The organism is Desulfosporosinus metallidurans (assembly GCF_001936615.1).
Classification (GTDB): Bacteria; Bacillota; Desulfitobacteriia; order Desulfitobacteriales; family Desulfitobacteriaceae; genus Desulfosporosinus; species Desulfosporosinus metallidurans.
The window spans coordinates 1-243 of the sequence record NZ_MLBF01000248.1; the positions used below are offsets into that span (position 1 = coordinate 1).

The 243-nt window shown below is 36.2% G+C and carries 1 protein-coding gene; it reads left to right on the forward strand.

Going from position 1 to position 243, the window contains the following annotated elements:
* Positions 1–243 (forward strand): hypothetical protein (locus DSOL_RS28360; RefSeq protein ID WP_170871645.1); only part of this gene is annotated, 243 nt, incomplete at both ends.

Here is a 243-nt window from a genome sequence, read left to right on the forward strand (position 1 = left end):
CCGTCTTTAACGTAGATACGTCTGTCTTTAATGTTGATACGTCTGTCTTTAACGTAGATACGTCTGTCTTTAATGTTGATACGTCTGTCTTTAATGTTGATACGTCTGTCTTTAATGTTGATACGTCTGTCTTTAACGTAGATACGTCTGTCTTTAACGTAGATACGTCTGTCTTTAATGTTGATACGTCTGTCTTTAACGTAGATACGTCTGTCTTTAATGTTGATACGTCTGTCTTCATGA